We start from the raw sequence: 1105 nt of genomic DNA, 5'->3' as shown, positions 1-1105 counted from the left end.
GTCCCGCTTTCCTCGAAGGACGAAGTGAACGAGGCCGTGGAGGCGTCGAAAGCGGCGTACCGCGACTGGTCGACCAAGCCCGTGCCGCAGCGCGCCCGTATCCTGTTTGCCTACCAGCAGCTGCTCGTGAGCCACTGGGACGAGCTCGCCGAGATCATTACGCTCGAAAACGGCAAAAACCTGAAGGAGGCCAAAGGCGAAGTGCAGCGCGGCATCGAATGCGTGGAATTTGCCGCCGGGGCCCCGACGCTYATGATGGGCGACCAGCTCCCGGACATTGCGACGAACATCGAGTCCGGGATGTACCGCTACCCGATCGGCGTCGTCGGCGGGATCACCCCGTTCAACTTCCCGATGATGGTGCCGTGCTGGATGTTTCCGCTCGCGATCGCCTGCGGCAACACGTTCGTGCTGAAGCCGTCCGAGCGGACGCCGATGCTCGCGAACCGGCTCGCCGAGCTGTTCGAGGAAGCGGGCCTCCCGAAGGGCGTCCTGTCCGTGGTGCACGGCGCACATGACGTCGTGAACGGCCTGCTCGAGCACGRGGAYGTGCCGGCGATTTCCTTTGTCGGCTCCCAGCCGGTCGCGGACTACGTGTACAAAACCGGCACGGCGCACGGCAAACGCGTGCAGGCGCTCGCCGGGGCGAAAAACCATACGCTCGTGATGGAGGACGCGGACCTCGATAACGCGGCCTGGCAGATTTTAAACGCCGCCTTCGGCTCCGCCGGGGAACGGTGCATGGCCGCCTCCGTGGTGGCGGTGCAGGAGAGCGTCGCCGACGAGCTGGTGGCCAAGATCCAGGCGTATGCCGACGACGTGACCATCGGCAACGGCCGCGAGAAGGACGTGTTCCTCGGGCCGGTGATCCGCGAGGGGCACCTCGAGAAAACGAAGGCCTACATCGACAAAGGCGTCGAGGAAGGCGCGACGCTCGTGCGCGACGGCCGCGAGGACGAGGTGGCCCGGGAGGGCTACTTTATCGGCCCGACGATCTTTGACCACGTGCAGCAGACGATGACCATCTGGCAGGACGAGCTGTTTGCGCCGGTCYTRTCCATCGTGCGGGTGCCGGACCTGACCGCCGGCATCGCGTGGGCGAACG

At 65.8% G+C, this 1105-nt stretch carries 1 protein-coding gene; it reads left to right on the top strand.

Annotated elements, in window-relative coordinates:
* On the top strand, window positions 1-1105 hold a 1105-nt coding region (gene mmsA / locus CHL76_RS16645; protein ID WP_094909177.1), incomplete at both ends, for a CoA-acylating methylmalonate-semialdehyde dehydrogenase.

It is taken from the genome of Marinococcus halophilus, assembly GCF_002265875.1.
GTDB classification, from domain to species: Bacteria; Bacillota; Bacilli; order Bacillales; family Marinococcaceae; genus Marinococcus; species Marinococcus halophilus.
This window is presented reverse-complemented; position numbering and strand designations above follow the sequence as displayed.